Genomic DNA, 26,325 nt, shown 5'->3' with positions numbered 1-26,325 from the left:
CGCTCACGCCTTTCCGGGCTCGTCGCCGAGCGCGATCGGCACGCCGATGAGCGAGCCGTACTCGGTCCAGGATCCGTCGTAGTTCTTCACGTTCTCGTGGCCGAGCAGCTCCCGGAGCACGAACCAGGTGTGCGAGGAGCGCTCGCCGATGCGGCAGTACGCGATCGTGTCCTTACCGCCGTCCAGCCCCGCCTCGCCGTAGATCTTGGTGAGCTCGGCGTCCGACTTGAACGTGCCGTCCTCGTTGGCGGCCTTGCTCCACGGCACGTTGATCGCCGTGGGGATGTGGCCGGCGCGCTGCGACTGCTCCTGCGGCAGATGAGCGGGCGCGAGCAGACGACCGGCGAACTCGTCCGGGCTGCGGACGTCCACCAGGTTCTTCCCGCCGATGGCCTGCACGACCTCGTCCCGGAAGGCGCGGATGGAGAGGTCCGGCGCCGAAGCCCGGTACTGCGTGGTGGGACGCTGGGGCAGGTCCTTGGTGTACGGCCGGGCGTCGAGCTCCCACTTCTTGCGGCCGCCGTCGAGCAGCTTCACGTCGCCGTGGCCGTAGAGCTTGAAGTACCAGTACGCGTACGCGGCGAACCAGTTGTTGTTGCCGCCGTAGAGGACGACGGTGTCGTCGTTGGCGATGCCCCGCTCGGAGAGCAGCGCGGAGAACTGTTCCTGGTTCACGAAGTCCCGGCGCACCGGGTCCTGTAGGTCCTTCTTCCAGTCGAGCTTGACGGCGCCGGGGATGTGCCCGCCGTCGTAGGCGGTGGTGTCCTCGTCGACCTCGACGAAGACCACCCCCGAGGTGTCCAGGTTCTTCTCGGCCCAGTCGGCAGAGACGAGTGCGGTGTCGCGACTCATCGCATTACTCCCTTGTCAGGTGAGAGATGGGGGGTGAGTCAGCGCGCGGAAGCAAGGAAAAGAGGTCGCACGCGCGCCGACCCGACGAAACGGATCACGGTTTGCGTACGGCGCCACTGCCGGGCGAGGGAAAGGCGAGTGGCCCCGTCAGCGGACGGGGCAACACAGGCAGGCGGCCACGCGGCACAGGTCGACCGCGCGCCTCTTGGTGAGCAACAGGCTCATGGGAACCGACCCTACCAGCGGTTCCAGGAGCCGGAACACCACCGACCACCATCCGGGAAGGAGTCGGCGGTCACAGTCCTCCGGAGCTCAGCGGCACATCGCTTGCCCCGGTGGTGACGACCAGGCCCTCGGAACGGGGTTCCACCTTCTGCACCTGGAGCCCCATCGGCAGGGCGGGCACCTTGAGATCGAGCGCCAGGTTCTTGGCGTAGTCGTCGATGAGGTTGCGCACCAGCGGCACGTCGGGCAGTCCCTGCGCGGTGACGTCGGTGAACCGCACCTGCACGACGCCGTCCCTGACCTCGAGTGTCGCCGTACCCGAGACGTTGAAGGTCTGGCCGAGCGCCTCGACCGGCGCCGAGCCGACCAGCTTGCCGTCCTTCTCGCTGATCGTGATCCCCTCGCGGCCGATCAGCTCGGCGAGGTCGGCGTAGCCGATCGTGCCGGTGCCGGTGACCGTGCCCGCCACGATGTCGCCCTTGCCGGAGCGGATGGTGTCCAGCGGCGCGGTCACGTCCTTCGCCCGGATGTCGAGCTCCGGCATCTTGACGGTCTTGCCGTTGCCGGCCGGGCCGGAGTAGTTCTTCAGCAGGATCTTGATCTCCTGATACTCACCCGCGAGCACCTGGGTCAGGAACGGCACCCCGGCCACCGTCACGTCCGGCTTCTCCGACGTCGCCCCCCGGTCGCTGACCTGCCGGGCGACACGATCGCCGATCTCCTTCTCCGCGTACGAGGCCGCGACCCGGTCCGCCACCACGAAGGCCGCGGCGAGGATGGCCAGCAGCACCAGGAAGGTGATCAACAGCCGCCGGCCCCAGCGCTTGCGCGGCCGTGTCGACTCGTGCACGTCTGCCACTGGTCCTCCTGGGGCCGGCTAGGAAAGGAAGAAGTAGGTCAGCGCATACGTGGCCGGCAACGACAGCGCGAACGCGCCCAGCGGCCCCTGCATGTGCCGCGCCACCCAGAACGTCGGCGCGTCGCCGGCCATGCTGCGGCCGGCCTCGGAGTAGTTCACGGCGAGGTCGACGAGCCCGGCGATGCCCGCGGCGGCGAAGCCCAGCACCGCGCCCTTGCCGGGGGTGAGCGGCAGCACCAGCACGCTGCCCAGCCCGGCGGCGGCCAGCGTGCCGAGCATCGCACCGAGCACGATGCCGGCCGCACCCCGCGGCACCTGGGCGGCGATCCGCGGCTTGGGCCAGACCGCATCGGTGAGATGCGCGACCAGCAGCGCGATGCCGGCCGCGGTGAGGCAGACGAGGATGGCCTGGGTGCCTACCGGCCGCCGGGTCAGCACGATGAGCAGCGCGAACGACACCACGCCGAAGACGATGAGGAAGGTGCCGCCGAGCGCGTCGCGCAGCCGCATCCGGTCCCGGGCGCGGATCGCCTGCCCGACCAGGGCCACGACGAAGGCGCCCCCGGTCACGTACAGCAGGGGCAGCATGCTCGCCGGCTCGCTTCGGACCGCGAGCCAGTCGGCGAACCCGCCGGCCGCCGCGCAGACGCCCGCCACCACGCCGGCGGCCGGCGGGCGGACCGCCATGGTGAAGGCCAGGACGTAGAGGAGCTGCACCCCGAAGACCACGATCGCGTACGACAGCCGCGCGTCCGGACCCGACGACTGCGCGCCGAGGATCAGGCCGACGCCGAGCAGGGCGGCGAACCCGGCGATGGCCACCGAGAGCTTCCGGCGCACCGGAGCGACGGGGATCTCCTCGTCGAACTCCTCGTCCTCGTGTTCCTCCCGCTTGCCGAATTCGGGCTCCTTCTCCGGGGCGCCCGCATAGAAGCCGGACGAGGAGCGGCCGGGCGCGGACCGCGCGATCTCCCGGGAGACGTCGTCGTCCCAGGGGTCGCTGTCGCGCGGAGTGGTGGGGAGCACGCCTGCGATGGTGCCAGACCGGGGCTCGATAGTCCCCATCGCGGGCCCGGTCACGCCCGGCCGTCGAGGGCATTCGTCACATCATTCGCCCGGCTCGGACGCCGAGGTCGGGGCCCCGGATCGGTTAAGGTGATCCCAGCCCACCCGTCGGTGACGCCGGGACGAGACCCTTCCGGTCGCGCGCGTCCTGCTGCTGCGAGACCGGGTCACCCGAAGCGGCCTGGCGCCGCGAGGATCGAGGTGAGTGTGGAAATCCTCCTGTTGGTGACGGCCCGCGCGGGTGAGCCCTCCGCCGTGCTCCCCGCCCTGGACCTGCTGCCCCACTCCGTGCGCACCGCGCCCCGCGACGTGCGCACGCTGGTGTCGGGTCCCAGCCCCGACGCCGTGCTGATCGACGCGCGGACGGAGCTCTCCGAGGCCCGTGCCACCTGCCGGATGCTGCACGCGACCGGCAGCGGTGTGCCACTGTTCGCGGTGGTCACCGAGGCGGGCCTGATCGCCCTGAACGCGGACTGGGGCGTCGACGACGTCATCCTGGCCGGTGCCGGGCCGGCCGAGGTCGAGGCCCGGCTGCGCCTGGGCGTCGGCCGGCTGAACAACGCCACCGCCGCCGGCGGCGGTTCGATCCGGGCCGGCGAGCTCACCATCGACCCCGACACGTACGCCGCGAAGCTCAAGGGCCGCCCGCTCGATCTCACCTACAAGGAGTTCGAGCTGCTCAAGTTCCTGGCGCAGCACCCCGGCCGGGTCTTCACCCGCGACCAGTTGCTGCGCGAGGTCTGGGGCTACGACTACTTCGGCGGCACCCGCACGGTCGACGTGCACGTGCGGCGGCTGCGCGCCAAGCTCGGCTCGGAGTACGAGTCGATGATCGGCACCGTGCGCCAGGTCGGCTACAAGTTCGTGGCGCCGCCCACCGGCCGCCAACTGCCCGACAACGAGCCCGTCTCCCTGCCGGTCTAAGCTCGCGCACCATGACGCACGTCCGGTCCACGAACCGGCTCACCCCCGCCGAGGTGGCCGACGTGCTCGCGCTGGCCACCGCGGCCGAGGAAGCCGACGGGGTCAGCCCGCTCTCCGAGGAGGGCGTGCTCGGCCTTCGTAGTACGACGCACCGGCACCTGCTCGCCCTCGCCGAGGACGGTGATCTCACGGGGTACGCGTACCTCGCCGGAACGGCCGGCGAGCTGGTCGTGCACCCGAAGCACCGGCTGCGCGGGACCGGCACCGCCCTGCTCGCCGCGGCCGGACCGGGCGAGCGGCAGTTCTGGGCGCACGGCGACGAGCCGGCAGCCCGCGCGTTCGCCGAGAAGGCGGGCTTCACCCGTTCCCGGGTCCTGTGGCAGATGCGCCGCCCGCTCACCGACCTGCCCGAAGTGCCCCTCCCCGAGGACGTCCGAGTACGCGCCTTCGTGCCGGGCACCGACGACACCGCGTGGCTGGGCGTCAACGCCCGGGCCTTCGCGCACCACCCGGAGCAGGGCCGCTGGACGCAGGAGGACCTGCGGCTGCGGTTGGCCGAGCCGTGGTTCGACCCGGAGGGCTTCCTGCTCGCGGTCGACCCCGCCGACGGCCGCCTGCTCGGCTTCCACTGGACCAAGGTGCATCCGGCGTCGGCCGGCGAACCGGCGATCGGCGAGATCTACATCATCGGGGTGGACCCCGGCGGTGGGCATCGGCGCGGGCTCGGCGCGGCCCTGAGCGTGGCCGGCCTGCGCCACCTCGCGGGACGCGGCCTGAGCGACGTCCTGCTCTACGTCGACGAGTCGAATCCGGCCGCGGTCGCCCTCTACCGCCGTCTCGGCTTCGAGATCCACACCACCGACGTGCAGTACCACCGTTCCTGACCGACAGTGGTGCACGCCACGCAAAGGCGCGCTAGGTTAACGGAAATGGTCGGACATAGCGGTCAGCCGCCCCGTCGTTCACGTAACGGACAACCGCTCCTCAGTCAAAGGCAACGAACCCGGGCTCAACCGTTCACCCTTCGTTCACTTAGCTCCGGGAAGCCGGTCACCTGGCCCTCCTAACTTTCCGGGTGTGCCGATGAGACCTCGGCCGGCCGGGACTACGGAGCCCGGAGCAAGCTCATCCGAAGGGAACCCCGTGAAGCTCCAGCGGTACTACGTTGCCGGCATTGCCTTGACGACCACTCTCGCGCTCGCCGCGTGCGGTTCCGACAACACCGACACGTCCGCCGCCCCGGGCGCCTCCGCGGCCAAGGGCAACTGCACCGCGGGTCAGTTGACGGCCCAGGGCTCGTCCGCGCAGAAGAACGCGATGGATGAGTGGATCAAGACCTACCAGGGTCAGTGCGGCGCCGACACCAAGATCGGCTACGAGAGCACCGGCTCCGGCGCCGGCATCCAGGCCTTCATCGCGGGCACCGCCGACTTCGTCGGCTCGGACTCCGCCCTCAAGCCGGAGGAGCAGCCGCAGGCCGACGCCAAGTGCCCCGGCGGCCAGGCGCTGCACCTGCCGATGGTGACCGGCCCCATCGCGGTCGTCTACAACGTCGACGGCGTCGAGAACCTCCAGCTCTCCGCCTCGACCCTGGCGAAGATCTTCAGCAACAAGATCACCAAGTGGAACGACCCGGCCATCGCCGCCGAGAACTCCGGCGCGGAGCTCCCGGCCACCACGATCCAGGCGGTGCACCGGTCGGACGAGTCGGGCACCACCGACAACTTCACCAAGTACCTGAGCAAGACCGCCGAGGCGGACTGGACGTTCGGCAACGCCAAGGCCTGGAAGGCGCCGGGCGGCACCGGCGCCCCCAAGTCCGACGGCGTCGCGGCGCTGGTCAAGAGCACTGCCGGCACCATCTCCTACGTCGAGCTGTCCTTCGCCGAGAACAGCGACCTGAAGAAGGCGAAGATCAAGAACGGCGCGGGCGAGTACACCGAGCTGACCGGCGACAGCGCCGGCAAGACCATCGCGGGCGCCAAGATCGCCGGCACCGGCGACGACCTCAAGCTCGACATCGACTACGCCACCAAGGAGGCCGGCGCCTACCCGATCGTCCTGGTCACCTACGAGATCGCGTGCAGCAAGGGCAGCCCGAAGGCCGCCGCCATCAAGGGCTTCCTGAGCTACACCGCCAGCTCGGGCGGCCAGTCGGCGCTCGCCGAGCTGGGCTACGCCCCGCTGCCGGAGTCGGTCCGCGCCAAGGTCGAGGCCTCGGTCGCGAAGATCTCCTGACCCGCAGAACCCCCTTCTAGACGACAGCGAGCGAGCGAATGGGTGACTATCCCTCCCGCTCGGCGGACTCCAGCGCCGGCGTATCGGGTGTGACACACACCCGATACGCCGGCAACGGCGTATCGCCGATCCCTCCCAACGACCGCCCACCGCTGGGTGGCGGGGGTGGCCTGCCCACGAAGGCGCGGTTCTCCATGGAGAGCGGCTTCCGGGGTATCAGCACCGCCGCCGGTGCAATGGTGCTCGTCATCATCGTGGCCATCGCGATCTTCCTGGTCAGCAAGGCGGTGCCCGCGCTCAGCGCGAACACCGAGAACTTCCTGACCTACAAGGCCTGGTTCCCCAACGAGACCGCGCCCCGGTTCGGCATCGCCGCGCTCGCGTTCGGCACCTTGCTGTCGTCCGTCATCGCGCTGATCGTCGCCGTGCCGATCGCCCTGGGCATCGCGCTCTTCCTGTCGCACTACGCGCCGAAGCGGCTGGCAACGCCGCTCGGCTTCACCATCGACCTGCTCGCGGCCGTGCCGAGCGTCGTGTTCGGCCTGTGGGGACGCGACGTCTTCTCCCAGCCGGTGGAGGACCTCTCGGTCTGGCTGAACAAGTACTTCGGCTGGCTGCCCATCTTCGGTGGCGACGGCCCGTTCGGCCGCTCGATCCTGCTGGGCGGCCTGGTGCTGGCGATCATGGTGCTGCCGATCGTCACGTCGCTGTCGCGCGAGGTCTTTCAGCAGACGCCCGGCATGAACGAGGAGGCGGCGCTCGCACTCGGCGCCACCAAGTGGGAGATGATCCGCACGGCGGTGCTGCCGTACGGCAAGCCCGGCGTCATCGCGGCGGTCATGCTCGGCCTGGGCCGCGCGCTCGGCGAGACCATCGCCCTGGCGCTGACCCTCGGCACCACCTTCACCATCTCGTTCAACCTGATCGAGAGCGGCGGCAACTCGATCGCCGCGAACATCGCCAACACCTTCGGCGAGGCCACCGGCACCGGCCGCGGCGCACTGATCGCTTCCGGCCTGATCCTCTTCGCCATTACGCTGGTGGTCAACATGGCCGCGCGGGCGATCATCTACCGCCGCCGCGAGTTCCGGGACAGTGCCGCATGAGCCTGCTTGAGCGTGAGACGCCGGGCGTCGTCATGACGCCGGACAACATCCGGTCGCGGAAACTGCCGGTCGCCGCCGACCTCGGCATCGCGGTCCTGGCCCTGATGCTGTCGGCGGCGGTCGTCCTCGGCCTGGGCATCGGCAACTGGGTGCTCGTCGTCGTCCTCGGCGTCGTCTTCTACCTGACCGGCCTCTTCTTCGGGGCGAGCCGGGTCGAGGGCCGCCGCTCCGCGCGCAACCGCATGTGGCGGGCCGCGATCTACGTCGCCTGCATGCTCGCGATCCTGCCGCTGGCCTCGGTGGTGTGGACGCTGGTCTCCAAGGGCGCCGCCCGGCTGGACGCCAACTTCTTCGGCACGTCGATGAACAACATCGGCGCCCGGGACCCCAACGGCGGCGCATACCACGCGATCATCGGCACGCTGGAGCAGGTCGGCCTCGCCACCCTGATGGCCGTGCCGCTGGGTGTGCTCGGCGCGATCTACCTGGTCGAGTACGGCCGCGGCCGGTTCGCCCTGACGGTCCGCTTCTTCGTCGACGTCATGACCGGCATCCCGTCGATCGTCGCCGGCCTGTTCGTCCTGGCGTTCTGGGTGCTCATCGTCAGCCCGTGGTTCAACAACGGCACACCGCGGTTCTCCGGCTTCGCCGCCTCGCTGGCGCTGACGGTGCTGATGCTGCCCACGATCGTGCGGTCCACCGAGGAGATGCTGCGGCTCGTGCCCGGGCCGCTGCGCGAGGGTGCGTACGCGCTGGGCGTGCCCCAGTGGAAGACGATCGTGAAGGTCGTCCTCCCCACCGCCCTGCCCGGCATCGTCACCGGCATCATGCTCGCGGTCGCCCGCGCCGCCGGCGAGACCGCGCCGGTGCTGCTCGTCGCCGGCGGCGCGGCGGCGATCAACTTCGACCCGTTCGGCGGCAACCAGTCGTCGCTGTCGCTCTTCGTCTACCAGCAGGCCGGCGACGCCTCGAAGTACGCGCCGGACCGCGCCTGGACGGCAGCGCTGACGCTGGTCGCCCTGGTCCTCGTCCTGACCATCGCAGCGAAGCTGCTCGCCCGCCGCAACCGGCTGACCTGAGGTAAAGGTGTCCCCCATGGCCAAGCGCATCACGGCGAGCAACGTCTCGTCCTACTACGGCTCGTTCAAGGCGATCGACAGCATCTCGATGACCGTCGAGCCCAAGACGATCACCGCCCTGATCGGCCCATCCGGCTGCGGCAAGTCGACGTTCCTGCGGTCCATCAACCGCATGCACGAGGTGCTCCCGGGCGCCCGCATCGAGGGCCGGTTGACCATCGACGACCAGAACATCTACGACCCGGACGTCGACGTCACCGCCGTACGCCGCATGATCGGCATGGTCTTCCAGCGCCCCAACCCGTTCCCCACGATGTCGATCTACGAGAACGTGATCGCGGGCCTCAAGCTCAACGGCGTCAAGAAGAAGGCGGTGCTGGACGAGGCCGCCGAGAAGTCGCTGAAGTCGGCGAACCTCTGGGATGAGGTCAAGGACCGGCTGAACCGTCCGGGCGCCGGCCTCTCCGGCGGCCAGCAGCAGCGGCTGTGCATCGCCCGTACCATCGCGGTCGAGCCGCAGGTCGTGCTCATGGACGAGCCCTGCTCGGCGCTCGACCCGATCTCGACGCTGGCGATCGAGGACCTGATGTTCAAGCTGAAGGACCGCTTCACGATCATCATCGTCACGCACAACATGCAGCAGGCCGCCCGGGTCAGCGACAAGACCGGCTTCTTCTCGATCGACAAGACCGGCGATCCGGGCCGCCTCATCGAGTACGACGACACCCAGAAGATCTTCAGCAACCCGTCGGAGCGCAAGACCGAGGACTACATCACCGGCCGCTTCGGCTAGGTCCGCTAGATCCGGACCACCGCGCCGCCGTCGTCGGTCAGCTCCACCCGGGGCATGACCGGCACGGCGGCGTTTCTGCTCGCGGTCGCCGCGACCAGATCCTGCACATTTCCGTACGCGGAAAGCTGGTCCAGTGTCACCCGCGTCGGCGGCAGCATGGCCAGGTCGTCGGCGGCCGCCGGGCTGATCCAGGTGGTCGCCTCGGCCTCGCCGGACACGTCCCGCGCCGTCTGGGCCTCCGGCAGCAGGGCGACGAAGAACCAGGTGTCGAAGCGCTTGGGCTCGAACTCCGGGGTGATCCAGCGCGCCCACGGGAACAGCAGGTCGTCGCGCAGCCGCAGCCCGCGCCGGGCCAGCAGGTCCGTCATGGTGAGCTCCCGGGCCGCCACGGCGCGGCGGTCCGCCTCCCAGTCGTCGCCGGTCACGTCGCCGACCGTGCGGTCCGGTTCGCCGACCGGGCCGGCCAGCAGCACGCCCGCCTCCTCGAACAGCTCGCGCGCGGCGGCGCCGACGACGGCCCGCGCCTGCTCCCCGGGCACGCCGAGGCGGTCCGCCCAGTCCTTGCGTACGGTGTCGGGGCGGTCGCCGGGATCGACGCGGCCACCGGGGAACGCGTGGACCCCGCCGAAGACCATCGTGGCGGCGCGCCTGAGGACGTACACCTCGAAGGTCTCGGGGTGCACGAGCACGACGGTGGCCGCGGCGCGGGCCTCAGCGGGTGTGCCGCGGAAGTCGCGGGCCTTCTGGACCATGGCAGGGGGCAAAGGGATCACACGGCTCACGCCCCGATCCTCCCCCATCCGACCGCCCCGTCCACAACCCAGAACCAGACTGAAGGCGTGTCCGTGCCGCGCCGGGCGATACGGTGGCGACCATGACCACGCGCTGGGGCATCCTGGGCACCGGCGGCATCGCCGCCACCTTCGCGTCCGACCTCGCGCTGGTCCCCGGCGCCGCGCTCGCCGCGGTCGGCTCCCGCAGCCCCGAGCCGGCCGCCGCCTTCGCCACCCGGCACGGCTTCGCCCGCTCCCACGGCTCCTGGGCCGCCCTGGCGGCGGACCCGGACGTCGACGTCATCTACGTGGCGACGCCGCACGCCTTCCACCGCGAGGCGGCGATGACCTGCCTGGCCGGCGGCAAGGCGGTGCTCTGCGAGAAGCCGTTGACGCTGGACCTGGCCACGTCGGAGCAACTCGTCCAGGAGGCGCGCGCCCGCGGGCTGTTCCTGATGGAAGCCATGTGGATGCGCTGCAATCCGGCGATCCGCAAGGCCCTGGCCCTCGTCCGCGACGGCGCCATCGGCGACGTCGTGACCATCCACGCCGACCTGGGCCTGCGCGGGCCGTTCGCGGCCACGCACCGCCTGCGCGACCCCGCCCTCGGCGGCGGGGCCCTGCTCGACCTCGGCGTCTACCTGGCCCACCTGACGCACCTGTTCCTGGGCAACCCGTCGACGACGCAGAGCTGGGCCCGCCTCACCCCGGAGGGCGTCGACGAGACCACCGGCATGCTGCTCGGCTACGACCCGGCCGCGGTGGCCGCCCTGACCTGCAGCATCTCCGGCGCCTCCCGCAACGCCGCCTCCATCACCGGCACACGCGGCCGGATCGACCTGCCGGAGGGCTTCTACGCGCCGAGGTCCTTCATCCTGCACCGCGACGACACCGAGACCTTCGGCTTCCCGTTCGAGGGCAACGGCTTCCAGTACGAGGCGATCGAGGTGCAGCGCTGCCTGGCCGAGGGGCTGCTGGAGAGCCCGCTCGTCCCGCACGCGGCCACGCTGGAGGTCATGACCCTGCTCGACGCCGTCCGCGCCGAGATCGGCGTCGTCTACGGGTCCTGAACCGACGGCTCGCCCTCCCCCGTGGAAGGGCGAGCCGTTCCGCGGGGATCAGGGGACTTCGGGGCGCTTCACGTACGTCCATTCGGCGCCGTCCGCGGAGACCCAGGCGCTGTACTCGTTGTTGTTCGTCGGAATGGTGAAGCCCCCGGGGATGGCGTGCCCGCGGGCGCCGAGCGAGGGCCCCACCCTGGTGAACGTCCGCCCCTGGTCGGTGCTGCGGTAGGTGCCGTGCAGACCTTCCACGATCACGGTGCGGTCGTCGATCGGCAGCACGGTCAGCAGCGGGCCGCCGAGCTCGACCGTCGCGCGATCTTCCCAGGTCCGCCCGCCGTCGACGCTGGCGACCAACTGCATCCTGGTCCGGCCCCTCCGCATGGCGTAGACCGTCTGGCCGTCGACGGTGACCACCGAGGGCGAGCCGTACACCGAGAGCCCGTCCAGGTGCTTCAGGTCCGGCAGCGTCCGCGTGTCCCAGGTCCGTCCGCCGTCTTGGCTGACCTTGAGGACACCCCTTCCGCGGCCGGGGTGCACTGACCAGAGCCCGGCGCCAGCCGGCACGGTGTCGAGGATCGAGCCGAATCGCCCGAAGGGCCGGGGTTCGCGCGGGTTCTCCCTGATCCAGGCCACGTTCCCGGTGGCCGGATCGAAGGCGAACATCCCGTCCCGGCCCTGACGCACCAACCAGCCGAGCGGCAGGTCGTGGACCTCGCTGACCGTCGACCGGTGCCAGGTGACCCCGGCATCGGTACTGGCCCAGTACTCCGGGGTGGGCAGGACCGCGGGCCGGGGGAACCCTTCGGCGGTCGCGATCACGAGAGTGCGGTGCACCAGCACGACGGATGTCGGCCTCTGCTTCTCGTCCACCGGCAGCGGCTGCTTGCGCCAGGTGCGCCCGCGGTCGCTGGTGGCGGCCAGCATCCTCCGGCAGGGTTTGACCGCGCAGTCCTGGTACTCCAGGTAGAGGTGGTCCATGTCGCCGGCCCGCATCTCGGGGTACAGCCCGGTCAGCGGCTTGTCGCGCTCGACAGGGTCTACAACCCACGAATTGAAATCGATAATGCTTTTCGTGGCACCGCCAGAATTGCGAGCAGTACAAATATCAGCCAGACCCGCCAGGATCGGACGAGCTTCGAGTCGCGGAGAGGTTTCCGCGGCTCCCGTGATCCATCGCACATTCCTCGCTCTCACGCATCTTGCTGTCAATCGCCCGACCCACTCTGCCGGTGATGGCGGCGAATGCCAAGACAGCACGGTGGTCACGTCAATTCGCAACGGAGCTCATGCCCTCCGCACCGTCCGTCGACCTGCTCGACACTCGCGATTCAGCACAGAGAGTAATGAATCCGTGCGGAAATGGCGCTCAGGTCCCTTTATGAACACACGCTGAGTGATGTTGACACGGATAGCAAGATCAACATAGATTGATGCGGTCAGTCACATCACCATCGCGGGGGCGAACCATGACTACGGCTTCGAGCAGCGCCGGCCATTCTTCGTGACCGAGATCGCCGGGCTCTCCATCCTTGCTCTCGTCGTATTGTGGAGGATCATCGTCACGGTCAAGGCGGCCTCACGCCGAATCGATGACATCGTGGCCGAATTGGATCGTCCAAGGGACGAGCCCACCGACACGCTGATCGCCACGACTTCGCCGCCTCCTCCGGCAGAAGAGTTATTGCGCTCTCGCTGACCGGTCCTCGTGGAGGTCGAGAACGCCGACGGTCTGCTCGCCACTGCGCTCACCGGTCGGCCGGAAGCCCAGCTTCAGGTAGAAGTCCTCCGGCCCGCCTGCCCGAGGCTCCCAGGTCACGTACGCCCGGCTGCCACCCCGCGCCCGGACTTCGTTACAGACCGCCTCGACGGCGAACCGCCCGTAGCCACACCCCTGCGCCTCGGCCGCGATGTTCAGCCGCCACAGACCGGACCGCACATCCTCGGGATCACGGGCGGGGTCCCACGGGATGTCGAGGAAGGCCATCAGGAAGCCGACCACCCGGTCACCGTCGAGGATCAGGCGCGGCCATGCGTACTCCGCGTACACGTACGCCTCCGCCAGCGACTTGACCACCGGCTCGACCAGATCCTCCTGGTCGGGCCGGACCTTCACCGCCAGCGCCGCCTCGTAGTTCTCAGGATTGATCTCCTCCAGCCGCATGCGGCGGACCATAACGCCCGCCCGCGACCACAGCGACCGGATTACCGGAACCTCCTCACCGCCTGACGAGGCGCCCCCAGGCGATGAACACGAGGAACCCGAACAGCACCACAGGGGTGAGCACCAGCGCACCGCCGTGCAAGATGACCGCCTGCGTGAACGCGGCACCGACCATCAACAGCACCAAACCCACCGCCGCCGGCCCGGCGAGCCGCGGCACCAGCAAACCGACACCGCCGGCCAACTCCACCAATCCGATGAAGTATCGGAACCAGGTCGCGGCCCCCATGTCCTCGAAGGTCTGCACCGCGGTCGCCTCCCCGGCCAGTTTGGGCCCCGCCGAGGCGACGATGAAGAACAACCCGAGGAACACCTGAAACCCCCAGAGCGTCCGGTGCAGCCCCCGGCCGACGGGCGTGGATGCGGATGCGGTAGCAGTCATGGCGTCGTCCTTTGCTACGGGGGTGCCGGCTTCCTCGCCGTTGCGCCCTTCGAGGTACTGACGCCTACTCAGACCCCCGACCCGACGCGAACTCATCGCCCTTCCGGAAACTAGTTCTGCCGTCTCCCACACCTGCCCGCTGTCGCAGCGCCGCCTGCAACTCGTCGGGATCGAGAAACTGAAGGAGACTCTGCGGGAGCTGAACGACCGCGAGCGTTGACCAGACCGAGGCGCTTTCAAGAAGCCACAACGTTTCGAAGAAGGAACCTCTGACGGTTCGCGTTGATATGCTTCGATGGCGTCCGGGAGGTCGGAGCCGGATGACGAACTACACCCGCATGTATCGCTGGGGGCTCACGCCCTGGGAGCGTTACGGAAAGGCCGCCGCCGGCAGCATCGCGGCCCTGTTGGATCGCGAGGAGGCAGAGCGCTCGCGCCCGCTGGGCCGGGCGCTCGATGTCGGCTGCGGTCGCGGCCAGTACACCCCCGAGCTCGCTCGCCGAGGCTGGGAGGCCACTGGCGTCGACTACGTGCCGGCCGCGATCGAGGCGGCCCGGAGCAAGGGCGTCGCAGACGTCACCTATGTCGTGGGGGACGCGACCGACCTGGTGGCCGCCGGTCTGGGGACCTTCGACTTCTTCCTCGACATCGGCTGCTTCCAGGGTTTCGACGCCGGAGGGCGGCACGCGGTGGGGCGGGGCATCTCGGCGCTTGCCAACCCCGGGGCCACGATACTGATGTTGGCCTTCGGCCCGAGCCGCCTGCGTACGTGGGCCGGTGGTGTCTCCCAGGGCGAGGTGACGGCCGCCTTCCCGGGCTGGACGCTCGTCGCGGTCGATCCGGCACAGACCGAGGGGCTGGGCTGGCCGATGAACAGGACCTCTCCGCGGTGGTACCGGCTTTCTCGTTCCTAGGAGGAAGCGGCAGGCCTAGGAAGGAGCGGCAGGCCCCGCCCTCCGTGCGGAGAGCGGGGCCCGTCGTGCGATCGGTCGGCTCAGCCGAAGAGCGGTCGTACGCAGAAGTAGACGATGCAGGCGATCCCCGCCGCTGCCGGGAACGTCGTGATCCAGGCCAGGACGATGTTGCCCGCCACGTTCCAGCGGACCGCGGAGAGGCGCTTGGTCGCGCCGACGCCCATGATCGCCGAGGTGATCGTGTGGGTGGTCGAGATCGGCGCCTTGAGGACCAGGGCGTTGAAGAACAGGACCGAGCTCGCGACCGTCTCGGCCGCGAAGCCCTCCGCCGGGCCGAGGTCGATGATCTTGCGGCCCAGCGTACGGATGATGCGCCAGCCGCCGGCGTACGTGCCCGCCGCGAGCACCGCCGCCGAGGTCCAGAAGACCCACCACGGGATGTGCTTGGCGTCGCTCTGGAAGCCGCCGGTGTAGAGGGCGAGCACGATGATGCCCATCGTCTTCGCCGCGTCCTGCATGCCGTGGCCGATGGACATGGCGCCCGCCGAGATCGTCTGGGCGATCCGGAAGCCGCGGTTGAGCTTGCCGGGGTGACCGCGCCGGAACAGCCACATGATGATCACCATCACGATGAAGCCCAGCAGGAAGCCGACGAACGGCGAGGCCACCATCGGGATGAGCACCTTCTGGATGATGGTGCCCCACTCGACCGTGCCGTGGGTGGCGAAGAGGGTCGCGCCGACGAGGCCGCCGAAGAGGGCGTGCGACGAGGACGACGGCAGACCGAAGTACCAGGTGATGAGGTTCCAGACGATCGCGCCCACCACGCCGGCGAAGACCACGCCGAGGCTGGGGATGCCGAGCGGCAGCTTGACCAGGCCGTCGCCGACCGTCTTGGCGACGCCCGCGCCGAAGTGGGCGCCGACGAAGTTGCCGACCGCGGCCATGGCCAGGGCCACCCGCGGGGTCAACGCCCGGGTGCTGACGCTGGTCGCGATGGCGTTCGCCGCGTCGTGGAAGCCGTTGGTGTAGTCGAAGGCCATCGCGGCGATGATCACCGCGATGACCGCTATGAGCTCAGCGGACAAGGTCTAGGACTCCTTGACCGTGATGGTCTCGACGGTGTTGGCGACGTGTTCGAAGGCGTCGCAGGCGGCCTCGAGCTCGTCGGCGACCTCCTTCATCTTCAACACGGTCAGCGCGTCGTACTCGCCCGAGAACAGCCGCACCAGCAGCATCCGGTACGCCCGGTCGCCGTCGTTCTCCAGCCGGTTGATCTCGATCCAGTACTCCTCGAGACCCTTCATCGTCTTGAGCTTCGGCATCGCGTCGGCCGTGATCTTGGCCTGCTGGTCGAGCACGGTGACCAGCTCGTGCATCTCCCGGGGCAGCGAGGGCAGCTCGGTGAGGCCGTACAGGTAGAGCAGGTTGCCGACCGCCTCCAGGTGGTCCATGACGTCGTCGAGCTGCGAGCCCAGCGAGTAGATGTCCTCGCGGTCGAACGGCGTGATGAACGTGGAGTTGATCTTCTTGTAGAGATCGTGGGTGATCTGGTCGCTGTCGTGCTCGACGTCGGTCAGCCGGTCGCTGACGGACTGCACGTCCACGCCGGGCAGGGCCAGCTCGTTCAGCAGCTCGGTGCCCCGCACGAGGTTCTGAGCAGCCCGGCTGAACAGCTCGTAGAAGGCGCCCTCGGTGGGGCGGAAGGAGAACTTCACGGCGCGAACCTCGTTTGACGGGGTGGACAGGTCTGGCGGATTCCCGGGGAATGCTAGGTAACAGCTCTCACGTTGTGGATCCCGCCTACCCCTGCTCAGCAGCAGTTCAGTGCGCGTTCATCCAGCGTTAACCTTGCCCGTTGATTTTGTGGGTCATTCATACGGTTTGCGCCACGTCTCGGCGTGCCTGAGGCGACGGGTGGCGCACCACCGGCAGCGGCCGGCGTACCGGGTGGCGGCGCAGATGCCGGGCCAGGCCGGCGTGATCGGCGTCGGCGACGACGTCGACCCCCGCCTCGCCCAGCTCGGTCCAGACCGCCTGCCGCGCCCGCCGCGAGCCGGACGGCAGACCCGAGATCCGCACCGTACGGCCGTCCTCGTGCGCCGAGCGCACCAGCGCGTGCAGCAGGTGCCGTTCCTCGGCGGGGATGGGCTCGCAGCCGTCCCAGCCGAACCGTCGGGTCCACTGCTCGCTGACCATCGGCACCAGGGTGGGCGGGGCCGCGGCGGAGCCGATGTCGTCGAACGAGCCGTCGGCGAACGCGTACCGTTCACGCTCCGTCGCGAGCAGCTCGCGCGCATCCACGATGCCCGCCACGGTCACCGTGACCGCGCCCGCGTCCAGGTTTCCGTCGACGCAGCGGCTGAGCAGCGGGGCGTGGTCGCGCAACTGCTGGTCAAGCATCCGGTACGCCCGCAGCAGCGTCTCCGCGTCCCGGGTGGGCCCGGTGAACTCCACGACCAGCCGGAACGGCACCCGCTGGTCCCGGCAGAGCCGGCCGCCCCGGGCCTTGGCGCGAGCGAACAGCGGGCTGAGCACGAGCCGGCGCAGCGTACGCCCGGGGCGCGGCACGCCCGGACCGAGGTAGAGCTCGCCGTGCGGCCCCGGCCGGACCGGAACGGACACTCCGGCGAGCCCGCGCCGCAGCACGTCCGGGAGCGGGTCGACGGCCCGCGTTCCGGCGAGCGCGTGCCCGGCCGGCAGGTACGGGCGGGGGCGGCGGGCCACCGCGATCCCGAGGGTCGTCGCACCGGTGGCTCCGGCGAGTCCGGCCAGGCCGCCCAGGAGGGCCGCCACGTTGTCCGCCACTGTCCCTACCCCCGCCCCTCAGCCGGAAAATTGGGCCAAATGCCCCTATAGCGCAACCACTGTGTCACACGTGACAGCCGTGACCGGGCAATGTCGCGCAGAATTCCTCCATGCCGTCTGCATTTGACCGCGGCGGAAAACCGAAACGAGATCAAGCGGCATTTGACCGCGGCGGAAAACCGAAACGAGATCAGGCGGCAGTGGACGAGTTCGAGACCGAACGACCGCACCTGCTGGCGGTCGCGTACCGAATGCTCGGCAGCCGCGCCGAGGCCGAGGACGCCGTCCAGGAGGCCTGGCTGCGCTACCACCGGTCCCGCGACGCCGGCGACGACATCCGGGACCTGCGCGGCTGGCTGACCACGATCACCGGCCGGATCTGCCTGGACGTGCTCCGGTCGGCGCGGGTACGCCGCGAGGCCTACCCCGGCCAGTGGCTGCCCGAACCGGTCGTCTCCCGGCTCGACGACCCCGCCGAGCGGGTCACACAGCGGCAGGAGGTCAGCCTCGCCCTGCTCGTAGTGCTGGAGAAGCTGTCACCGGAGCAGCGCGTCGCCGTCGTGCTGCACGACGCGTTCGCAGTGCCGTTCGAGGAGATCGCGACCGTGCTGAACACCACCCCCGCGGCCGCGCGCCAGCACGCGTCGCGGGGACGCAGGGCGGTCGCCGACGGCCAGGCCCGCCACACCGCCGGCCTCGCCGAGCAGCGCAAGGTGCTGGAGGCGTTCCTGACCGCGGCGGCCAACGGCGACATACAGGCCCTCGCGGCGGTGCTGGCGCCGGATGTCGTGGCCGTCGGCGACGGCGGCGGAGTGGTCAGCGCCGGCCGCAACGCCATCCTCGGCCGGGACAAGGTGGCACGCTTCTGGGCCGGCATCTTCAACCGGCTGATGCGCGAGGCGTCCAGCGCCGCGGTGGAGCCCGTGCTGGTCAACGGGGACGCCGGGGTGCTGCTCACCGGCCGCTACCCGGACGGGCGCGACCTGCTCGCGGTGCTGTCGGTGGCCGTCGCCGACGGCCGCATCACGGCCGTCTACAACCAGCTCAACCCTGCGAAGCTTGGCTCAGTCGTGGACCGTTGACAGCCATTTACGGTACGCCGAAGCGAATGGCTCGGTGCCGTCGCCGAGGGCCGCGACCAGGCGCCGAGCGGCCGTCCGCGCCTGGGCGACGACCTCGTCGGGATAGCCGAACCGGACCCGGTGGTCCTCGAACTCGTCCTCGTCCCGCAGCTCGATCAGCCCCGAGTCGCGCCGGCGTGAGACGTCGAGGTCCAGGTCGACGATGTGGACCGTGTCACCCTCCCAGCGCGCCGGGGTGGTGATGTCGCAGTAGACCTCGCTGGTGCGCGGCGGCGGGTTGAACATCCCGGTCCACCACGCGCTGTGCGGGATGAGCAGCACGAATGGGATCTGCTCGACCGAGGGTTGTCCGTGATAGACGGAGGAGGTGCCGCGCGTCACACCGACCCAGACACCGAGGTCGTCCTCGTTGAGCCGGCGCGCCGGATAGTCCCGATGGGCGGATCCGTCGAACTTGGTGTAGACCACCCGGACCATCTCGCTCGGCATGACAAGACCCTAGCGGTGCGACGGTTTCGTCGGTGGTGGCGGGTACGGTCTTCGACGTGACTGCCCCCGCCAAGTCCCGCCGCACCACCGCCGCCGCCAGGGACCTGCTCGCCGCCGCGGTCGGCGCAGTCCCCGGTGGCGCCTCCCGCCCAGGTCAGGAGCTGATGGCCACGGCGATCGAGCGGGCCGTGCGGCAGCGCGAGCACCTGCTCGTGCAGGCCGGGACAGGCACCGGAAAGAGCCTCGCCTACCTGACGCCCGCACTGCTCGTCGACGGCCCGGTGGTGGTCTCCACGGCGACGCTGGCACTGCAGAACCAGCTCGTCGAGCACGACCTGCCGCGGCTGGCGGACGCCGTCGAGCCGCTCCTCGGCCGCCGCCCGACGTTCGCCGTCCTCAAGGGCCGCCATCACTACCTCTGCGTGGCGAAACTGGAGCACGCCGACGAGGAGGAGCCGGCCGACACCCTCTTCGACGACGCTCCCGCCCGCGCCACCCAGTGGCTCGGCGAGGCGGGCCGGCTCGGCAAGCAGATCCAGCGGATGCAGGAGTGGGCGGAGAAGACGGCGACCGGCGACCGGGACGAGCTCGACCCGGGCGTCGACGACACCGCCTGGCGGCAGGTCTCCATGCCGGCCCGCGACTGCGTCGGCGCCGCCCGCTGCCCGTACGGTGCCGAGTGCTTCGCCGAGGCGTCCCGGGCCCGGGCCCGCGAGGCGGACATCGTGGTGACCAACCACAGCCTGCTCGCGGTCGACATGCTGGCCGACCGCCACATCGTGCCCCCGCACAAGCTGCTGATCGTCGACGAGGCACACGAGCTGGCCGACCGCGTCTCCTCCGCCGCCCAGGCGGAGCTGACCCCGGAGGCCGTCGAACGCGCCGCGAAACGCGCCCGCCCGCTGATCTCCCCGGCCGCCGGCGAGTCACTGGCGACCGCGGCCGACTCCCTCCTCGTGGGCCTGGCGGACATCCCGGCCGGCCGCCTCACCACCGGCCTGCCCCCGCTGCTGCACCAGGCCCTGCTGCTGGTGGACGCGGCGACCCGCGCGGCGCTCGAGGCCATCGGCGACATCAAGTCGGACGACCCCGACCCGGTCCGCAAGCAGCAGGCCAAGGCCACCCTCGACGAGCTCTCCACGACGACCCAGCGGCTCCTCGAGGAGTCCGACTTCGACGTCGCCTGGGTCGAGAAGAACGACCTGGGCAACGGCCGCCGCGCCCTGGTGGTCGCGCCCCTGTCGGTCGCCGGCACGCTGGCAACCAGTCTGTACGACGACCGCACCGTGGTCGCCACCTCGGCGACGCTGACCCTGGGCGGCCGCTTCGACACCGTGGCCCGGACTCTGGGGCTGCCCGCGGCCGCCGCCGGCGCTCCGGACAAGGGGCCGGCCGGGGCGATCCCGGCCGCTCGTTCCGGCGCCGGCCTGAGCCCGGACGCGCCGCCCGTGTCCGGCGACGGCTGGACCTCCCTCGACGTGGGCTCCCCCTTCGACTATCCGAAGCAGGGCATCCTCTACGTCGCCGCTCACCTTCCCCGCCCCGCCGCCTCGGGCCTGCCGGACGTCGCGGGCGAGGAGCTGCTGAAGCTGATCGAGGCGCTCGGCGGCCGTACGCTGGGGCTGTTCTCGTCGCGCCGCGCGGCGACCCAGGCCGCGGAGCTGGTGCGCGCGAAGACCGATCTCCCGGTCCTGCTCCAGGGCGAGGAGACGCTGCCGATCCTGGTACGCAAGTTCAAGGAGCAGAAGGAAAGCTGCCTCTTCGGCGTGATGTCGCTGTGGCAGGGCGTCGACGTTCCCGGCGAGGCCTGCCAGCTCGTCGTCATCGACCGCCTGCCGTTCCCCCGCCCGGACGAGCCGCTGGCCGCCGCCCGTGCCGCCGCGGTCGACGCGTCGGGCGGCTCGGGCTTCGCCGCGGTGAGCGTGCCGATCGCCGCGGTGCGTCTCGCCCAGGGCGTCGGCCGCCTGATCCGGTCCACGGGAGACAAGGGCGTCGTCGCGGTCCTGGACTCGCGCCTGGAGACGGCACGCGGCTACGGCGCCTTCCTCCGTAAGTCCCTGCCACCGTTCTGGTACACGACCCGCCCCGACGTGGCCCTCGGCGCCCTGCAACGCCTCGCCGGTCGATAGCGGCCCCGCCGCGCATGACGACCTCGAAGCCGCCGCGGGCCGAACGCAACGCGCCATCCTGCGGGGCAGGCGCCGGACAACCATGACCGCCCGCGCCGCGGCGCGAGTAGCCAAGGTCACGCTTGCGAATAATGCTCGGCATCGGCGCCGGAGGACCGGCTATCGTCCGGCGACCATTCCACCGGCCATCTCGCCGGACGAGCACGGAGCACGACAGACATGAATCTCGCACGGGGGCCCCTTCACGCGATGGCGGCGATAGCCGTCCTCAGCCTCGGACTCACCGGCTGCGCCGGCAACGACTCCACGACGACCGGCGCCACCGGTGCCCCGGCCGCGAGCGGCAATGCCTCCGCCGACGGTGCTCGGGCGGACCTGGCCGCCGCGGCGGCCGAGCTACAGAAGGGCAACTTCGTCTTCACCGCCACCGGGCACGAGGAGAAGACGACCGGCACCATGCACCTGCCGAGCCGCAGCGCCTCCCTCGTCGTCACGTCCCCGGACAAGGAGGACGGCGACAGCAAGATGGAGGTGCGGCTCGTCGACGGGAAGCAGTACCGGTTGCTCCTCATCGAGACGCCCGAGCAGGATCGGGTCGACCCCTCGGAGCTGCCACCGGACTTCCGCTCCGTGTATGAGGCGCTCAGTGGCAAGTTCTGGATGCGGATGGACACCACCAAGATCAAGCCGAACGGCCGCAGCCGCGAGATGCGGCTCGACCAGCCCGACATCAGCGGCGCGTCGGCGATGCTGACCACGGTGGTCACCGCCGACCGGACCGGCGAGGTGATCAAGGGAACGGTCGATCTGTCTGCCGTACCGATCCACAACACGCCCTGGGTGCAGTCGGACATCACCGCCATGGGGTCCGCCGCGCAGAAGGTGCCGTTCGAGGCAACCCTGACCGGCCAGCGGCGGCTGACGCGGCTGGCGTTGGATCTGCCCGCCACCACCGACGCGCCGGCACACCGGCGGGTCATCGAGATCAAGGACTACGACGCGGCGAAGCCGACCACCAAGCCGCAGGGCGAGATCCGGGACGCGCCCGACGAGACGTACGACTTGCTCAACCGCTAGTCGCCTGCCATGGCACGATCACCGGTCACCCCACTTCGGCGAGGAAGAGGGGTGACCGTTTCCCGTTCAGGGGCGCACGTCGCCGGCGGTGACCACCACCGCGTCCGGGGGAATCTCCGGGCGCCGGCGGGCCAGCCGGCGGACGCCCGTGTTGAGCACCGCGATCAGCGGCACCGCCACCAGCGCGCCGATGATGCCCGCCAATACCACCCCCGACGCGATGCCGATGATCACGACCAGCGGGTGGATGGCCACCGCCCGGCCCATGATCAGAGGCTGGAGGATGTGGCCCTCGACCTGCTGGACCACGATCACGGCACCGAGCACGATCAGGGCGACGATCCAGCCCTGGTCGACCAGGGCCACGAGGACCGCGACCGCGCCGGAGACGCTGGCGCCGACGATCGGGATGAAGGCGCCGAGGAACACCAGCGCCGCCAGCGGGAACGGGAACGGGACGTCCAGGATCACCAGCGCCAGGCCGATGCCCGCCGCGTCGATGAAGGCCACCAGCACCGTCGCCCGGACGTAGGAGCCGAGCGTCGCCCACGAGGCGTCGCCGGCGTCGGACAGGCTCCAGCGGGCGGCGACGGGGAAGAGGCGCACCAGGAAGCGCCAGATCTTGCGGCCGTCGCGCAGGAAGAAGAATGTCGCGAAGATCACCAGCAGCGCCCCGGTCAGGACCTCGGCCAGGGTGGTGGCGGTCGCGAAGCCGGTCGCCGTGAGCTGTGAGGTGTGCGAGTCGACCCAGTCCCGGCCCGACTCGATCGCCCGGGTGACCTGGTCGTCGTTGAGGTGCAGCGGCCCGTTGCGGGCCCACTCCTGGATCTGCCGGATGCCCGCACTGGCGTTGTCGGCGAGCTCCGGCACCCCGTCGACGAATTGGTTCACCACCAGGGTCAGCGTGCCCGCCACCGCCCCGATCCCACCGATCAGCACCAGGAACGTGGCCAGCGAGGGCGGCAGCCGCAGCTTCAGCAGCCAACCCACCGCCGGGGCCAGCAGCGCCGACAGGAGCAGGGCGATCGCCAGCGGGACCACCACGATGCTGATGGTGCCGATGAAGCGGAGCAGCACCCACCCCACCACGCCGACCACGATCAGCCGCCACGACCAGGCGGCGGCGATGCGCAGGGAATGCGGCACCTCGGCGTCGTCCTTGCTGGCCGTCGAGTGGTGCTCGACGACCGGCGGCGGGGGTTCGTATTCGACCCCGGCGTCATCGGCCGGGCGCTCGACCTCGACCCGGGCCGTCCGCACGGATTCGCGGCCCGCTTCGTACGCCTTGCGAAGGTTGGCCCGTACTCGCTGCAAGCGGCTCAACCGCTCAACCCCCTTGCCCGTCGACACGCGGTTCCCACCGTAGTCGAGACCGGCACGCGTTCCGGCCAGGCACGGGGCGTACCGTCCTTGCCGTGAGCACCGACACCCAGACAGAGGCCGGTCTGCCCATCCGCATGCTGCACGACCGTGTCCTCGTGCGGCTCGACGGCGGCGAGGGGGAACGTCGTTCGAGCGCAGGCATCGTCATCCCCGCCACCGCCTCGATGGGCCGCCGCCTGTCCTGGGCCAAGGCGGTCGGCGTGGGCCCGAACGTGCGGTCCATCGTCGTCGGCGACCGGGTCCTGTTCGACCCCGAGGAGCGCGCGGAGGTGGAACTGCACGGCAAGGAGTACGTGCTGCTCCGCGAGCGCGACGTGCACGCGGTGGCGGCGAGCCGCGTGGAATCCGACGGGACCGGCCTCTACCTTTAGTAACCAGCCGGCGGCGGGCCATAACCGGGTGGCGGGCCATAACCGGGCGGCGGACCGTAATTGGGCGGCGGACCGTAGCCGGGGGGCGGGCCGTAGCCGGGGGGCGGGCCGTAGCCGGGGGGCGGGCCGTAGCCGGGGGCCGGACCGTAGCCGAGCGGCGGCGCGCCGTAACCCGGCGGCGGGCCGTAGCCGGCGTACACCGGCATGGGGGGTGGCATGCGGACCGGCACCGGAACGACCGGCTCGTCCGGCATGCCGACCGTGCGGGTCACGCCGTCCGGGAATGCGATCTGGTAGTTGACGCCGTCCCAGAAGGCCTGCGGCATCCGCGGGTCACGGCCCACGAACACCGACCGGTAGCCGGAGATGTCGGTGAGCAGCTTGCGCTCCTCCTCCTGCGCCCCGCGCAGCTCGGCGGGGCCGCGATGGAGGCCGCGCTGCATGCCGTCGCGCAGCAGGGCGAGCTGCGTCGACGCCGACTGGAAGCCGCGCATGGCCCGCAGGCCCGGCTCGCCCGCGACCCGCTTCGCCCACTGGCGGGCGGAATGCCGGCGGCCCAGGCTGCCCAGCGTCGCCACCTCCGGCGGTGACAACCAGCCGGTCCGTACGTAGTGCGGCAGGATCCGCTCGCTGAGCCGCCCCTCGTAACCACGCAACGCGATCGCGAAGCCCAGCGTCGCGAAGAAGAACGGGACCATGAAGCCGAGGTACCCGTACAGCATGATCAAGGTCTCACCGGTGGCCACCGAGAGCGTGGGCAGCAGGTTGAAGAGGCCGTGCAGGATCATCGCGAGCAGCAGGCCGGCGATCGGCGCGAGCCAGCGCACCCGGCGGTCCGCCGAGCGGGCCGCGACGCCCAGGCCGATACCGGACATCGCGGTGAACAGCGGGTGCGCGAAGCCGGTGAACAGGATGCGCACAATGAAGATCAAGAAGAGGTTCTGCACGCCGGTGGCCGGTCCGTACTGGTCGGCGCCCGCCGCGTAGCCGTGGCCGCCGAGGTAGAGCACGTTCTCCACCATCGCGAAGCCCAGCGCGGAGAGGCCACAGTAGACGATGCCGTCGGTGATGCCGGACCACTCCCGGCGGCGGCGCCAGAACAACAGCATCGGGCCGAGCGCCTTCATCGACTCCTCGATGAAGGGCGCCACGAGGACCGCGACCAGCGCCTCGGGCAGGCCCAGCTTGTCGAAGGCCCACGCGGCCCCGCTGTTGACCCCGATGGCCACGAGGGTGGCGACGGCCGAGCCCCAGGCGAAGCAGAAGAGCAGGTAGCGGATCGGCTCCGGCTCGTAGCGGTCCAGCCACAGGAAGCAGCTAACCAGCACCGGAACCGGCAGGATGGCGGCGGTGAGGCCGACGACCAGGCCGACCGGGCCGTTGCTGAAGCCGAGGATGACCAGCATCGCGATCGCGCAGGCGGCGATGAAGCTGATGATGCCCGCGAGCGGCAGCCAGCGGCGCCACCCGGCCCGGCGGCCCGGCATGGGCGGCAGATGCGCGAGATCCGGCGGCTGATAGCCCTGGCCGAGCGGCATGGCATGCGTGACATCGCCCGAGTGCCTGACATCGCCCGAGTGCCTGACATCGCCCGAGTGCATGGCATCGTCCGACGGCTGGGCCGTCTCGGCGGGAGCGGCGGGATCGGTCACCGGCTGCGCCGGGCCCGGAAACGCCCCGTGTGCCGGGTGCGGCGCCGCATCGGGCGGTCCTCCGGGAACTTCGTCGGCCATGCCGCCAGCGTAGCCACCCCGCCCCGCCCCGGCGGGCCCACGGCCGCGCAAAGGATCAAGACCGCTCCGGTCACGGTGCGATCCCCACCGCCGGGCGTGCCAGGATGGCGGCCGTGACAACTCTTCTCGACCGATGGGTGGCCGCGGCACGGGGCGCCGGAGCGTCCGCCGCGGAGCCGGACCTCGAGGCCGCCGGTGGCTACCTGCTCGGGCGCTGGTCGGAGCCGCAGCGGCAGTACCACGACGTGACCCATCTAACCGCGGTGCTGGACGTGGTCGACGAGTACGCGGACCTGGCCGCCGCCCCGGACCGGGTACGCCTCGCCGCCTGGATGCACGACGCGATCTACGACCCCCGGGCCCTCGGCGACGCCAACGAGCGCGACAGCGCCGAGTTCGCCGAAGGGTTGCTGACGACGCTGGGCACTCCACCGCAGGTCGCGGCCGAGGTGGCGCGCCTGGTCGGGCTGACCGCCGGCCACGCGACCGGGGAGACCGACCCGGACGGCGAGCTGCTCTGCGACGCGGACCTCGCCATCCTGGCCGCCGAGCCCGACCGGTACGCGGCCTACACCGAGGCGATCCGCCGCGAGTACGCCCACGTGCCCGACGAAGCCTTCCGGGCGGCCCGGGCGCAGGTGCTCGTGTCGCTACTGGAACTGCCGGCGATCTACCGCCACGCACCGCTGCACGCGGCATGGGAGGCCCGGGCGCGCGCCAACCTGGAGAAGGAACTCAGGGCGCTGGCCGGCTGAGGA

General features: G+C 70.6%; 28 protein-coding genes. 14 read left to right on the top strand and 14 right to left on the bottom strand.

Annotated elements, in window-relative coordinates:
• Positions 1-3 precede the first annotated feature (3 nt).
• The 4 genes from EDD30_RS22570 to EDD30_RS22560 form a co-directional block, all read right to left on the bottom strand.
• Positions 4-852 (bottom strand): sulfurtransferase, encoded by an 849-nt coding sequence (locus EDD30_RS22570; protein ID WP_071809592.1) that lies wholly within the window; start codon positions 850-852, stop codon positions 4-6.
• Positions 853-999: 147 nt separating this feature from the next.
• The gene (locus EDD30_RS41800) at positions 1,000-1,077 is read right to left on the bottom strand and encodes an Ms5788A family Cys-rich leader peptide (protein ID WP_342353765.1); all 78 of its coding nucleotides are present in this window, start codon (positions 1,075-1,077) and stop codon (positions 1,000-1,002) included.
• Positions 1,078-1,147: 70 nt separating this feature from the next.
• Entirely contained in the window at positions 1,148-1,936 is a 789-nt protein-coding gene (locus tag EDD30_RS22565; protein WP_071809593.1) for an LmeA family phospholipid-binding protein, read from the bottom strand.
• 18 nt (positions 1,937-1,954) lie between these two features.
• On the bottom strand, positions 1,955-3,001 hold the full coding sequence (locus EDD30_RS22560) for a hypothetical protein (protein ID WP_211278053.1): 1,047 nt from the start codon (positions 2,999-3,001) through the stop codon (positions 1,955-1,957).
• Positions 3,002-3,208: 207 nt separating this feature from the next.
• Here EDD30_RS22560 and EDD30_RS22555 point away from each other — a divergent pair, with 207 nt between their 5' ends.
• The 6 genes from EDD30_RS22555 (at position 3,209) to pstB (ending at position 9,141) form a co-directional block, all read left to right on the top strand.
• Complete coding sequence (locus EDD30_RS22555; RefSeq protein WP_071809595.1) at positions 3,209-3,925, top strand: winged helix-turn-helix transcriptional regulator; 717 nt, start codon at positions 3,209-3,211, stop codon at positions 3,923-3,925.
• Positions 3,926-3,936: 11 nt separating this feature from the next.
• Positions 3,937-4,809, top strand: a complete 873-nt coding sequence (gene mshD / locus EDD30_RS22550; RefSeq protein ID WP_071809596.1) for a mycothiol synthase — start codon at positions 3,937-3,939, stop codon at positions 4,807-4,809.
• A 259-nt stretch (positions 4,810-5,068) separates the two neighbouring features.
• Positions 5,069-6,163 carry a phosphate ABC transporter substrate-binding protein PstS gene (pstS, locus tag EDD30_RS22545; protein WP_071809597.1) on the top strand — a complete coding sequence of 365 codons (1,095 nt, stop codon included), beginning with the start codon at positions 5,069-5,071 and terminating at the stop codon, positions 6,161-6,163.
• A 38-nt stretch (positions 6,164-6,201) separates the two neighbouring features.
• A complete protein-coding gene (gene pstC / locus EDD30_RS22540) occupies positions 6,202-7,269 on the top strand; it encodes a phosphate ABC transporter permease subunit PstC (RefSeq protein WP_071809598.1) in 1,068 nt (355 codons plus the stop codon).
• Positions 7,266-8,348 carry a phosphate ABC transporter permease PstA gene (pstA, locus tag EDD30_RS22535; RefSeq protein ID WP_071809599.1) on the top strand — a complete coding sequence of 361 codons (1,083 nt, stop codon included), beginning with the start codon at positions 7,266-7,268 and terminating at the stop codon, positions 8,346-8,348. Before pstC ends, pstA begins: the two co-directional genes overlap by 4 nt.
• Before the next feature lie 16 nt (positions 8,349-8,364).
• Positions 8,365-9,141 carry a phosphate ABC transporter ATP-binding protein PstB gene (gene pstB / locus EDD30_RS22530; protein WP_071809600.1) on the top strand — a complete coding sequence of 259 codons (777 nt, stop codon included), beginning with the start codon at positions 8,365-8,367 and terminating at the stop codon, positions 9,139-9,141.
• A 5-nt stretch (positions 9,142-9,146) separates the two neighbouring features.
• Here pstB and EDD30_RS22525 read toward each other — a convergent pair whose 3' ends face one another.
• Positions 9,147-9,941, bottom strand: a complete 795-nt coding sequence (locus tag EDD30_RS22525; protein ID WP_071809601.1) for an NUDIX hydrolase — start codon at positions 9,939-9,941, stop codon at positions 9,147-9,149.
• A 74-nt stretch (positions 9,942-10,015) separates the two neighbouring features.
• Here EDD30_RS22525 and EDD30_RS22520 point away from each other — a divergent pair, with 74 nt between their 5' ends.
• Positions 10,016-10,984: a Gfo/Idh/MocA family protein gene (locus EDD30_RS22520; protein ID WP_071809643.1), complete on the top strand. Its 969-nt coding sequence runs from the start codon at positions 10,016-10,018 to the stop codon at positions 10,982-10,984.
• Between the two features lie 48 nt (positions 10,985-11,032).
• Here EDD30_RS22520 and EDD30_RS22515 read toward each other — a convergent pair whose 3' ends face one another.
• On the bottom strand, positions 11,033-11,971 hold the full coding sequence (locus tag EDD30_RS22515) for a sialidase family protein (RefSeq protein WP_071809602.1): 939 nt from the start codon (positions 11,969-11,971) through the stop codon (positions 11,033-11,035).
• Between the two features lie 508 nt (positions 11,972-12,479).
• Here EDD30_RS22515 and EDD30_RS38405 point away from each other — a divergent pair.
• Entirely contained in the window at positions 12,480-12,674 is a 195-nt protein-coding gene (locus EDD30_RS38405; RefSeq protein ID WP_143163047.1) for a hypothetical protein, read from the top strand.
• Here EDD30_RS38405 and EDD30_RS22510 read toward each other — a convergent pair.
• Positions 12,657-13,139 (bottom strand): GNAT family N-acetyltransferase, encoded by a 483-nt coding sequence (locus EDD30_RS22510; RefSeq protein WP_211278054.1) that lies wholly within the window; start codon positions 13,137-13,139, stop codon positions 12,657-12,659. The genes EDD30_RS38405 and EDD30_RS22510 overlap by 18 nt on opposite strands.
• A 55-nt stretch (positions 13,140-13,194) precedes the next feature.
• The gene (locus tag EDD30_RS22505; protein WP_071809604.1) at positions 13,195-13,581 is read right to left on the bottom strand and encodes a DoxX family protein; all 387 of its coding nucleotides are present in this window, start codon (positions 13,579-13,581) and stop codon (positions 13,195-13,197) included.
• 320 nt (positions 13,582-13,901) lie between these two features.
• Here EDD30_RS22505 and EDD30_RS22500 point away from each other — a divergent pair, with 320 nt between their 5' ends.
• Positions 13,902-14,495 carry a class I SAM-dependent methyltransferase gene (locus tag EDD30_RS22500; RefSeq protein WP_211278055.1) on the top strand — a complete coding sequence of 198 codons (594 nt, stop codon included), beginning with the start codon at positions 13,902-13,904 and terminating at the stop codon, positions 14,493-14,495.
• 80 nt (positions 14,496-14,575) lie between these two features.
• Here EDD30_RS22500 and EDD30_RS22495 read toward each other — a convergent pair whose 3' ends face one another.
• From EDD30_RS22495 to EDD30_RS22485, 3 genes are all read right to left on the bottom strand, one after another.
• Positions 14,576-15,583, bottom strand: a complete 1,008-nt coding sequence (locus EDD30_RS22495) for an inorganic phosphate transporter (protein WP_071809605.1) — start codon at positions 15,581-15,583, stop codon at positions 14,576-14,578.
• A 3-nt stretch (positions 15,584-15,586) separates the two neighbouring features.
• Positions 15,587-16,213 (bottom strand): DUF47 domain-containing protein, encoded by a 627-nt coding sequence (locus EDD30_RS22490; RefSeq protein ID WP_071809606.1) that lies wholly within the window; start codon positions 16,211-16,213, stop codon positions 15,587-15,589.
• Positions 16,214-16,370: 157 nt separating this feature from the next.
• Positions 16,371-17,303: a PI-PLC domain-containing protein gene (locus EDD30_RS22485; protein ID WP_071809607.1), complete on the bottom strand. Its 933-nt coding sequence runs from the start codon at positions 17,301-17,303 to the stop codon at positions 16,371-16,373.
• A gap of 200 nt (positions 17,304-17,503) precedes the next feature.
• Between EDD30_RS22485 and sigJ the strand changes: the two genes are divergently transcribed.
• A complete protein-coding gene (sigJ, locus tag EDD30_RS22480) occupies positions 17,504-18,385 on the top strand; it encodes an RNA polymerase sigma factor SigJ (RefSeq protein WP_071809608.1) in 882 nt (293 codons plus the stop codon).
• Here sigJ and EDD30_RS22475 read toward each other — a convergent pair.
• Positions 18,368-18,874: a DUF402 domain-containing protein gene (locus EDD30_RS22475; protein WP_071809609.1), complete on the bottom strand. Its 507-nt coding sequence runs from the start codon at positions 18,872-18,874 to the stop codon at positions 18,368-18,370. The genes sigJ and EDD30_RS22475 overlap by 18 nt on opposite strands.
• Before the next feature lie 164 nt (positions 18,875-19,038).
• On the opposite strand from EDD30_RS22475, the gene EDD30_RS22470 reads away from it, so the two are divergent.
• Positions 19,039-21,003, top strand: coding sequence for an ATP-dependent DNA helicase (locus EDD30_RS22470; protein ID WP_244945633.1), 1,965 nt, complete (start codon positions 19,039-19,041; stop codon positions 21,001-21,003).
• A 219-nt stretch (positions 21,004-21,222) separates the two neighbouring features.
• Positions 21,223-22,080 carry a hypothetical protein gene (locus tag EDD30_RS22465; protein WP_143163048.1) on the top strand — a complete coding sequence of 286 codons (858 nt, stop codon included), beginning with the start codon at positions 21,223-21,225 and terminating at the stop codon, positions 22,078-22,080.
• 66 nt (positions 22,081-22,146) lie between these two features.
• Here the strand turns inward: EDD30_RS22465 and EDD30_RS22460 are convergent, their stop codons facing one another.
• Entirely contained in the window at positions 22,147-23,394 is a 1,248-nt protein-coding gene (locus EDD30_RS22460) for an AI-2E family transporter (RefSeq protein WP_084557766.1), read from the bottom strand.
• A gap of 143 nt (positions 23,395-23,537) precedes the next feature.
• Between EDD30_RS22460 and EDD30_RS22455 the strand changes: the two genes are divergently transcribed.
• Positions 23,538-23,834, top strand: a complete 297-nt coding sequence (locus EDD30_RS22455; protein ID WP_123678849.1) for a GroES family chaperonin — start codon at positions 23,538-23,540, stop codon at positions 23,832-23,834.
• Here the strand turns inward: EDD30_RS22455 and EDD30_RS22450 are convergent.
• Positions 23,831-25,372: a PrsW family intramembrane metalloprotease gene (locus tag EDD30_RS22450; protein ID WP_244945632.1), complete on the bottom strand. Its 1,542-nt coding sequence runs from the start codon at positions 25,370-25,372 to the stop codon at positions 23,831-23,833. The two genes, EDD30_RS22455 and EDD30_RS22450, sit on opposite strands and share 4 nt — an antisense overlap.
• A 308-nt stretch (positions 25,373-25,680) precedes the next feature.
• Between EDD30_RS22450 and EDD30_RS22445 the strand changes: the two genes are divergently transcribed.
• Positions 25,681-26,322, top strand: coding sequence for an HD domain-containing protein (locus EDD30_RS22445; RefSeq protein WP_394328327.1), 642 nt, complete (start codon positions 25,681-25,683; stop codon positions 26,320-26,322).
• The last annotated feature ends 3 nt before the right edge of the window (positions 26,323-26,325 follow it).

The sequence above is a fragment of the Couchioplanes caeruleus genome, assembly GCF_003751945.1.
Lineage (GTDB): Bacteria > Actinomycetota > Actinomycetes > Mycobacteriales > Micromonosporaceae > Actinoplanes > Actinoplanes caeruleus.
This window is presented reverse-complemented; position numbering and strand designations above follow the sequence as displayed.

Excerpts from the sequence above, each read along its gene's own strand:
- EDD30_RS41800 (WP_342353765.1), bottom strand. The coding sequence starts at position 1,077 with ATGAGCCTGTTGCTCACCAAGAGGCGCGCGGTCGACCTGTGCCGCGTG.
- EDD30_RS22520 (WP_071809643.1), top strand. The coding sequence starts at position 10,016 with ATGACCACGCGCTGGGGCATCCTGGGCACCGGCGGCATCGCCGCCACC.
- EDD30_RS22570 (WP_071809592.1), bottom strand. The coding sequence starts at position 852 with ATGAGTCGCGACACCGCACTCGTCTCTGCCGACTGGGCCGAGAAGAAC.
- EDD30_RS22455 (WP_123678849.1), top strand. The coding sequence starts at position 23,538 with ATGCTGCACGACCGTGTCCTCGTGCGGCTCGACGGCGGCGAGGGGGAA.
- EDD30_RS22450 (WP_244945632.1), bottom strand. The coding sequence starts at position 25,372 with ATGCCGCTCGGCCAGGGCTATCAGCCGCCGGATCTCGCGCATCTGCCG.
- pstA (WP_071809599.1), top strand. The coding sequence starts at position 7,266 with ATGAGCCTGCTTGAGCGTGAGACGCCGGGCGTCGTCATGACGCCGGAC.
- EDD30_RS22510 (WP_211278054.1), bottom strand. The coding sequence starts at position 13,139 with ATGCGGCTGGAGGAGATCAATCCTGAGAACTACGAGGCGGCGCTGGCG.
- EDD30_RS22525 (WP_071809601.1), bottom strand. The coding sequence starts at position 9,941 with ATGGGGGAGGATCGGGGCGTGAGCCGTGTGATCCCTTTGCCCCCTGCC.
- EDD30_RS22505 (WP_071809604.1), bottom strand. The coding sequence starts at position 13,581 with ATGACTGCTACCGCATCCGCATCCACGCCCGTCGGCCGGGGGCTGCAC.
- EDD30_RS22475 (WP_071809609.1), bottom strand. The coding sequence starts at position 18,874 with ATGCCGAGCGAGATGGTCCGGGTGGTCTACACCAAGTTCGACGGATCC.
- pstC (WP_071809598.1), top strand. The coding sequence starts at position 6,202 with ATGGGTGACTATCCCTCCCGCTCGGCGGACTCCAGCGCCGGCGTATCG.
- pstB (WP_071809600.1), top strand. The coding sequence starts at position 8,365 with ATGGCCAAGCGCATCACGGCGAGCAACGTCTCGTCCTACTACGGCTCG.
- mshD (WP_071809596.1), top strand. The coding sequence starts at position 3,937 with ATGACGCACGTCCGGTCCACGAACCGGCTCACCCCCGCCGAGGTGGCC.
- EDD30_RS22470 (WP_244945633.1), top strand. The coding sequence starts at position 19,039 with ATGGCCACGGCGATCGAGCGGGCCGTGCGGCAGCGCGAGCACCTGCTC.
- EDD30_RS22515 (WP_071809602.1), bottom strand. The coding sequence starts at position 11,971 with ATGCGGGCCGGCGACATGGACCACCTCTACCTGGAGTACCAGGACTGC.
- EDD30_RS22560 (WP_211278053.1), bottom strand. The coding sequence starts at position 3,001 with ATGGGGACTATCGAGCCCCGGTCTGGCACCATCGCAGGCGTGCTCCCC.
- EDD30_RS22465 (WP_143163048.1), top strand. The coding sequence starts at position 21,223 with ATGAATCTCGCACGGGGGCCCCTTCACGCGATGGCGGCGATAGCCGTC.
- EDD30_RS22500 (WP_211278055.1), top strand. The coding sequence starts at position 13,902 with ATGACGAACTACACCCGCATGTATCGCTGGGGGCTCACGCCCTGGGAG.